Source organism: Cyanobium sp. LEGE 06143 (assembly GCF_015207535.1).
Classification (GTDB): Bacteria; Cyanobacteriota; Cyanobacteriia; order PCC-6307; family Cyanobiaceae; genus NIES-981.
Map to the genome: position 1 here is coordinate 1 of NZ_JADEWP010000123.1, position 7,526 is coordinate 7,526.

Genomic DNA, 7,526 nt, shown 5'->3' on the forward strand with positions numbered 1-7,526 from the left:
GCTGCACGACGGCCTTTGCGCGGTCTTTGGGAGAGTTCGGCGCAATCGTGTTTATCGCCGGAAACCTGCCGTTCCGCACCGAGATTGSKGMRSKGCYGNGSCKRKRKCNGGCTGGMRGNNANGYTCGMCTRYAMCGGNNCGSCNCCGCCATCGCGCTGGTGCTGCGAAGCTGGCCTGTCAAGCTGACCCCCGCAACGACACCTGTGCTGGCTGCTGCTTTGATCCTGGCAACGATGCTGGCCGTGGCCGCATTGCTGAATCCATCCCGCCAGGACTTCGCCTGGTTTCTGAAGCAGCGGCGCCCGGCCTGGCTCAGCTTTGAGCGGCTGATTCCCCTGATCTGGATCACGATCTATGCCTGTTTCTATGGCTCGGCGCTGCTGAGCTGGAGGGCGAGCGGCAGCTTTGCGCTGATGGGCGGTTATCTGGGGCTGCTGGTGCTGGTGCAGAGCTACACGCTGGTGATCGGCCGCACCCGCAGCCTGCGCAACGGCACCCTGGTGGGCCTGGCGGGCTGGGTCTGGGGCGTGGCACTCTGCATCGCTGTGGCACCTCTCGGCACGGCTGCCTGGTTGCTGCTGGTGCCCTATCTGCTGTGGAGCCCGGTGGGCAGCCTGGTCACCTGGCAGATGCAGCGCCTGAACCGCTGAGGCCATGGCGCCAGACCATCGCTGCGCCCACAACAAAGCCCGACGTGTGCAACGCCGGGCTTTGTCTGTTTTGCTTGGGCTGAAGATGGATCGCTTCAAGCCCCTAAGGCGCAATCAATGAGATCGTCAGAAACGTTTGATTCCGTTGAATTCTATTCAGTTGTAGGGCGGAGCTGCCTGACAAGGGCACCTGGGGCCATGGCTCAACAAGGACGTTCCGGTGACTCTGGGGCACCTGATGGCCAGGGATGACCTGGGCCGATAGGCGATGCAGAAAGAGTGTGCCTCAACGGTGCCATGGGCACCGGTTGTGCACTGGAACAGTCAGAAATGGTTCGAGATTGTTGGAGCAGGGTCCGAACGTCAGTTCGCTCCTGTCATCTGGTTGGGTGGAGTGTCGTCCAAAGGAGCCTCCGAGATCTGTTGTGCACAGCTTCGGAGCAAACAGTGATCACGTCCAGGTGAATCGCCGCACTCGACATCGCTCTTCATCGATGGACAAGGTGCTTCACAGTGGTAGCGGCGGCAAGCCCACCAGATCGGCACTGATCGTCCACAGACGCTCCGCCAGGGCGTCATCGCAGGCTTCAGCGCTGGGCTCCACCAGGGCCTCGCGCAGACGCCCCGGACCCAGCACCTGGTTGCAGCGGTAGCGGAAGCCGGGGGCGCCTTCCTCGGCATCGGTGGCCAAGCGTGCCAGCAGGGCGCCGGCCTGGGCCGGGCTGGCGGTGACGCGCAGCAGATCACGGGCCACCAGGGCGAACAGCCGCTGACCCAGTTCGTTGTGGCGGCGGCTGGAGCGGAAGAAGCCGCCGTTGTCGCGCGGGATCACCAGCCCGGGGCTCCAGGCCAGCACCGGCAGCGGCCTGCCCCGCTGGCGCAGACGCCGCTCCAGCGCCCGGGCAAAGAGCATGTTGCAGAGCTTGCTGTCCTTGTAGGCCTTGTCGGCCTGAAAGGCCACGCCGCCAGCCACCATCTCGAAGCCGGGGCCGGAGCGCAGACCCTCCAGATCGCCGAGGCCCGCCGGGGGCCCGACCCGCCCGCCAGGGGTGGTGGGGTCGTGCACCTCCGAAGCGGTGACCACCAGCCGCGGGGCCTGGCCGGCCTCGACCAGGGGCAGCAGCCGCAGGGCGAGGGCCTGGTGGGCCAGATGGTTGACGGCGATGGTGAGCTCGTAGCCCTGGGCGGAGCGGCGGGGCTCCTTGGCACCGCTGTCCTGCAGGCCGGCGTTGAGCACCAGGGTGTCGATCGGCTCGCCGTGCTCCAGCAAGGCATCAGCGCAGCGATCGACGCTGCTGAGGTCGGCCAGATCCGCCACCGGGGCGCTGAGCGCAGGTTCAGGAAGGCCGGGCCCGGCGCCGCCGAGGGCAGCCCTCAGCCGGGCGACGGTGGCCTCGGCGGTGACGGCATCCCGGCAGGGAAGGATCAGCCCATGACCCTGCTCCAGCAGCAGCCGGGCTGCCGCAAAGCCGATGCCGGAGCTGCCGCCGGTGAGCAGGATGCGCCGCGGCACGGTCGTGGGGGGAGGGTGTTGGAGCTGAAAGTATGGGCGTTTAGCCAGCCGCCAGCCCGCGGCAGTAGGCCAGGGTGCAGTCGATCGCCGCTCCCCAGGCGCCGGCATCAAAGGGGTGGCGGTCGCCATGGCCCGGCAGCAGCCAGCGCACATCGAGATCCCGCAGCAACTCCACCGAGGCCACCTGGCTCGGCCAATCCCACCAGCAGTAGGTGCGTGAGGCCACCACCGCCCGCTGCCCCGGACTCCACCAGAGGTGGTCGCCGCTGAACAGGATCTGCTCGCCCAGCAGGGCGACCATCGAGCCGGCGGTGTGGCCGGGGGTGGGGATCAGGCGCAGGCCGGGATCGAGCAGCACCGGCGCCTGGCCCTCCACCAGCAGCTCGGCGCCGGGGGCAGCATCGGCATCGGCGCGGTGAATCCAGCGGGGACAGCCGAAGCGCTCGGCCCAGCGGGCGTGGTCGGCCACGTCATCGCGGTGGGTGAGCAGCATGGCCGCCACGCCGCCGAGGGCCTCCAGGCGGCGGGCCAGGTGGCCGTTGAAGCGCGGGCTGTCGATCAGCACGTTGCCCTCGGGGCGCACCACCAGATAGCTGCTGGCCCCGAAGCTGCGGCGCGACGTCCAGCCGCAGTAATAGACGTCGCCGGCCGGGTGGGACAACAGCAAGGCCGGGAAGCCCTCGGCCGGGGTGTGGCGCAACAGCTCGGGGGTGGCGCCGATCGCCGCCACCGGGCAGGCCTGCAGGGCCAGCAGCGCCTGGGCGATCTCCGGCTCCCCCTCCGGCTGGTGCACCACGTGGGAGCTGCTGCCGGTGGGGGCGAAGTGGTGCGGATCCCACTGCCAGCAGGTGCCGCAGTCGATGCAGCTGGAGTCCACGTAGAAGGGGCCGGGCACGTTGCTGGCCAGGCGCAGGGCGGTGCGGGCCATGGGCGYGGGCGAGGCAGGCGACGGAGGCCAAAGCTAGGCAGAGCCAGCGGAGGCGCCGATCGCAGAGCGCCAGAATCGCACCATCAGCGCCTGCAGGGCTCCAACACCGATGGCAGAGCCCTACCTCGAGCTGCGTGCCGTGACCGCCTACCTGGGCCCACGGCCGGTGTTCGAGAACCTCAGCCTGCAGCTGTTCCCCGGCGAGCACACGGTGATCCTCGGCCCGAACGGCTCAGGCAAGAGCTCGCTGATCAAGCTGCTCGGCCGCAGCCTCTACCCGGTGGTACAGCCGGGCTCCTGGCTGCGGATCTTCGGCAGCGACACCGTGAACCTCTGGGCCCTGCGCAGCCGCATCGGTGTGGTGTCAGAGCACCTGCAGGCCCACTACAGCGGAGGGGTGCGGGGGCGGGATGTGGTGCTCTCAGGCTTCTTCGGCTCCGTTGGCCTGGGCCGCAGCCAGGAGCCCAGCGCCGCCCAGCAGCAGCGGGTGGCGGAGCTGATGGCCGAGCTGCACCTGGCGGATCTGGCCGAGCGGCCCTTCCGGGAACTCTCCGACGGTCAGCGCCGCCGCCTGCTGCTGGCCCGGGCCCTGGTGCACGACCCCGAGGTGCTGGTGCTGGATGAACCCACCAACGGCCTCGATCTCAAGGCCCGCCACCAGCTGCTCGCCATCCTCAGGCAGCTGGCCCGGCGCGACACCACCCTGCTGCTGGTGACCCACCAGATCGAGGCGATCATTCCGGAGATCAGCCGTTGCCTGCTGCTGCGCCAGGGGCAGCTGGTGGCCGATGGCCCGGCGGCTGAGCTGCTCCAGGCCGGCCCCCTGAGCGCCCTTTTCGACACCCCCCTGCAGGTGATCGAGGCCCATGGCTACCGCCAGGTGCTGCCGGCCGCCGATGGGGCAGGCAGCCCGGACTGAGCGGCACCGAGCGGTAAAGTCTGCCCCGGCGGGGCGTGGAGCAGCTTGGTAGCGCGGGTGCTTTGGGAGCACGGCTTGAGACAAGCAGAAAGCCAGTCACAGTAAGGGTTTCTCAAAAGCACGCCCCGCCGGTGAGAGCTGCTGAGAGCTGAGGCAGTTCCGGCCGGGCTCGCAGCGGCTGCAGACATGGACAACGCCCCACCCGCTTCATTCGCTTCAACCGGTTTATGAACGCCATTCGTCGGTGCGAAGGGCAGAACTGGATACGCAAAGGACAGCGATGTAAATCCACGCTGGGCATGAATCTCGATGGTCAGTCTGTAGCAACAAGTACAGTTGGTTTGCGGACCCGTGAACCACTGCTAGGTTATGGCGTGTAGTCTTGATATCTCTTGGGCAACTTGCGTTCTGGGGGTCGGACGAGCCCCGCTTATTGTTGTTATCGGAAAGGGAATGGTCGATGGGAATGGTTCACGGAACCGTCCAAAGACTAGTTAAGCGCCACTACTGCAGGAGTGTAGATGTCGGATAGTAGCTAAAAATGCAATTTAGACTATTTTCAGCCTTCTTGATTTTTATTGGCTCGTATCTACCTCTGGCTGTAATACTGGCCGTGCAAGACATACCGATGTCGTGGTGGGAACGGCCATTTTGTGATTTTTCAAACATGAGCGAATGTTACTTTAATCCATTCGCCAACCCCTACCTGTCTGTAGAATTTCTTCTGTTAACTATTCTTTCGGTTGTTTTGTCAAATATATCTCTTAAAAAAATATCTTTTCCGTTCAAAGCCAAGGTGACAAAGGCAAAGCCAATACCAAACGATATTATTAGTTATGTGTTTCCGTATGTTGTATCGTTTATGGGAATTAGCTATGAGAATCCCGAAAAGCTCTTGGGTTTCGCCGTTTTCCTATTTTGGATGTTCGCAATAACCTATAAGTCAGGCCAAATAATAATGAACCCGCTTTTGCTCATGTTTGGCTGGAAACTATACGAAGCAGAGGCGGAAATAGATGGCAACGAGAGAAGTGCAAGGGTTTTATTTAAAGGAAGTCTGGCCCCAGGCGAATATGACGCACAAACAATACAAGATGTCTATATTGCAAGAGGCGGCTAATGTCTGTTAACTTTCAATCTCTGAAAAGCTTTGACTTTGAAAACTCAAATCCGCTTCTTTGGATTTTTAAAGATAGTACTACGACTTCAAGGTTTCGCACTTTTTATGTTCAAACTGAAGGCGAATTAAATACAAAGCTGAAAGAGTTTGTCAAAAATGAGATTGATAGGATAACGGAGCATAGCCCATACAGATACATATCGCAAAATAACGAAAATAGCTGCCTTACGTTAAACCCATCTTCAACAGATTTTAATAGTCTAAAAGTTCTAGTAGATCGCCTTGAAAGCGAACATAGGATATCAGACTCAAAGGACATAAAAGGAGCTAAAGGATATGTGGTTAAATTTACATTAAGTGGACAAACGGTTTATGCCGTAAAGCGTTCTACGTCATCATGGAAAACCTCGTACCCCAAGAATTATATAAACATGATATTTTCTAATGGCGAACTGTCGGCCGTTGAGAATCATAGTTTTTCTATTCAGAAAAGTTTTGACTTTTATGTTTTTGGCAATACAGCGTTTATTGCGAATAAACGGGGTTTTGAGTCTGCAATGAAATATCGTGAGGGGTATATTCAAGCTTTTTCACAGCTTCAGCAGTCGCCCTCATTTAGCGCACTATTCTCTGATTTGTCGCCAATAGTAGAATATGTTGGTAGCAATTCTATACAGTTGAGGAGAATGGCTGTCATTGCAGATAGAGGGATTTATAACCGACCAAATTTTATCCAAACTCTACAAAGAGTTAATAACATTAGACGGTGGGGCATAAATTTTGATAATTCCAACAACACAATAGTTCCGTGCTCCCAGACTGTGAAGGATATTATGCAGGTGTTACTAGATCATCGGCTGATGAGCGAAATTACGGATAATATCTATGATGTTCCAGATGCAACGGAGATATAAGTTCACACTTAACAATCAGCTGCACAGCGACCGATTTTCCGCCGCTTTGCGGCTCCAAACCGGTGCGTGAGCCGGGCGTTAGGCTTTCCCTCATCCACTTCGCCTCGTCCGCGAGAAAATCCAACTCTCTGCGCCAGGTTGTCGGCCTGACTGCCATAGCGGCACCGGTGCTTCACTGCATCACCGATGCTATGGAGTGGTACCAAGGCGGCTTCTCGACTCTGCAGCTCTGGCTGAACTATTTTGCCTTCCTGCCCATGCCGTGGCTTCTTCTCGGCATCTACGCGGTTCGACCAGAGGAACTAGCTCCGGCAGCATTGGTTGGTTCACTGTTGTACGGGGTCGCGTTCACCTACTTCGCCCACACCACGTTGTTTGCGCTGCAATCGCAGGTACCGAACTACGAAGCACTCTGGCAACAACTCGGCTTCACATATACCATCCACGGCGCAGCCATGGTAGTCGGGGGTCTCTTGTTCGCCTCCGCCGCATTGCGAAGCCGCGCACTTCCAAGGCTAGCAGTCTGGTTGTTTGCTACAGGCTTGTTGGTCAACCTCGGCCTGGCAGTGGTCCCAGCTCCGGAAATACTGCAATCGTTGGGTACCGCAATACGAAATGCTGGGATCGTGGGCATGGGCTGCGCACTCCTGGCCAGCAGAACAAGCAGGGGGGCCTAACATCCAGATGCAGAAGGCGGAATTGGGGCTTGATCCCCATCCTTTGAGGCCCTGCCCGCTCCTGATCTGGGCGTTAGGCACTAAGGAGAACCTGTAGACAATGAGCCGAGAAGCAAACCCACCGAAATATCCTTCTGCCGAAGAATTTTGTCTCAGCGTTCCACTCTATGAACAGTTTTCTTGCGACGATGAAGAGAGTAATGGATCCTTTTCGCTAAGGCGATTCGAAGGAACACTTGATTTTCATTGCCCCGGCTGTAGGCAACACAGTGTGTTTCCTCTTCAAAGATATAAGCTCAACCAATATTCTTATGTCACAAATCATGTTTCTTCCTTGTCGTTCAATTGATCAAGAGATAGTTCACATAAGGCTATTTCATATTTCGTGCACATGAAGGTATACTGCAGAAGATTGGGCAAATACCATTCTTGGCGGACCTAGCGCTCCCAAATCTTCGCAAGTATCGGCCAGTACTAGGCAACGAGCGCCAGAGATAGTTGGCGCGAGCAATTGGGCTGACTACTCATGGCGTGGGTGTCGGTGCTTTTGTTTATCTGAGGCGCATCTTCGAATCGCTAATAGAGCAAGCTCATGAGGAAGCACAATCTGATACTGGCTGGGACGAGTGTCCCGTGTCAATCAGGTTGACGGGTGGCGTCAATCTGGTTGACCGGTAGAGAGTGGTTGTTCGGAAGCCCGCTGGAGCCTGAGATCGCAGCGGGGATCGGGATCGTGACCAGGCTGTCGCGGCGCGTCAATCACGTTGTGGTTCCGGCGGCCATCTCAAGGCGGGTGGGCCAGTTT

7 protein-coding genes are annotated in these 7,526 nt (G+C 59.2%); 5 read left to right on the top strand and 2 right to left on the bottom strand.

Annotated elements, in window-relative coordinates:
- The first annotated feature begins 203 nt into the window (after positions 1 to 203).
- Positions 204 to 650: a tryptophan-rich sensory protein gene (locus IQ216_RS09450; protein ID WP_193815269.1), complete on the top strand. Its 447-nt coding sequence runs from the start codon at positions 204 to 206 to the stop codon at positions 648 to 650.
- Between the two features lie 508 nt (positions 651 to 1,158).
- Here the strand turns inward: IQ216_RS09450 and IQ216_RS09455 are convergent.
- Together IQ216_RS09455 and IQ216_RS09460 are read right to left on the bottom strand one after the other, a co-directional pair.
- Positions 1,159 to 2,163 (bottom strand): SDR family NAD(P)-dependent oxidoreductase, encoded by a 1,005-nt coding sequence (locus IQ216_RS09455; protein WP_370566692.1) that lies wholly within the window; start codon positions 2,161 to 2,163, stop codon positions 1,159 to 1,161.
- 40 nt (positions 2,164 to 2,203) lie between these two features.
- Positions 2,204 to 3,091: an MBL fold metallo-hydrolase gene (locus IQ216_RS09460; RefSeq protein ID WP_193815270.1), complete on the bottom strand. Its 888-nt coding sequence runs from the start codon at positions 3,089 to 3,091 to the stop codon at positions 2,204 to 2,206.
- A gap of 109 nt (positions 3,092 to 3,200) precedes the next feature.
- Here IQ216_RS09460 and IQ216_RS09465 point away from each other — a divergent pair, with 109 nt between their 5' ends.
- The 4 genes from IQ216_RS09465 (at position 3,201) to IQ216_RS09480 (ending at position 6,721) form a co-directional block, all read left to right on the top strand.
- On the top strand, positions 3,201 to 4,010 hold the full coding sequence (locus IQ216_RS09465) for an ABC transporter ATP-binding protein (protein ID WP_193815271.1): 810 nt from the start codon (positions 3,201 to 3,203) through the stop codon (positions 4,008 to 4,010).
- A 667-nt stretch (positions 4,011 to 4,677) separates the two neighbouring features.
- Positions 4,678 to 5,130 carry a hypothetical protein gene (locus IQ216_RS09470; RefSeq protein WP_228007346.1) on the top strand — a complete coding sequence of 151 codons (453 nt, stop codon included), beginning with the start codon at positions 4,678 to 4,680 and terminating at the stop codon, positions 5,128 to 5,130.
- Complete coding sequence (locus IQ216_RS09475; RefSeq protein WP_193815273.1) at positions 5,130 to 6,044, top strand: DUF4868 domain-containing protein; 915 nt, start codon at positions 5,130 to 5,132, stop codon at positions 6,042 to 6,044. The genes IQ216_RS09470 and IQ216_RS09475 overlap by 1 nt, the downstream gene beginning before the upstream one ends.
- Positions 6,045 to 6,211: 167 nt before the next feature.
- Positions 6,212 to 6,721 (top strand): hypothetical protein, encoded by a 510-nt coding sequence (locus tag IQ216_RS09480; protein ID WP_370566693.1) that lies wholly within the window; start codon positions 6,212 to 6,214, stop codon positions 6,719 to 6,721.
- Positions 6,722 to 7,526 lie beyond the last annotated feature (805 nt).

Excerpts from the sequence above, each read along its gene's own strand:
- IQ216_RS09470 (WP_228007346.1), top strand. The coding sequence starts at position 4,678 with ATGAGCGAATGTTACTTTAATCCATTCGCCAACCCCTACCTGTCTGTA.
- IQ216_RS09460 (WP_193815270.1), bottom strand. The coding sequence starts at position 3,091 with ATGGCCCGCACCGCCCTGCGCCTGGCCAGCAACGTGCCCGGCCCCTTC.
- IQ216_RS09475 (WP_193815273.1), top strand. The coding sequence starts at position 5,130 with ATGTCTGTTAACTTTCAATCTCTGAAAAGCTTTGACTTTGAAAACTCA.
- IQ216_RS09465 (WP_193815271.1), top strand. The coding sequence starts at position 3,201 with ATGGCAGAGCCCTACCTCGAGCTGCGTGCCGTGACCGCCTACCTGGGC.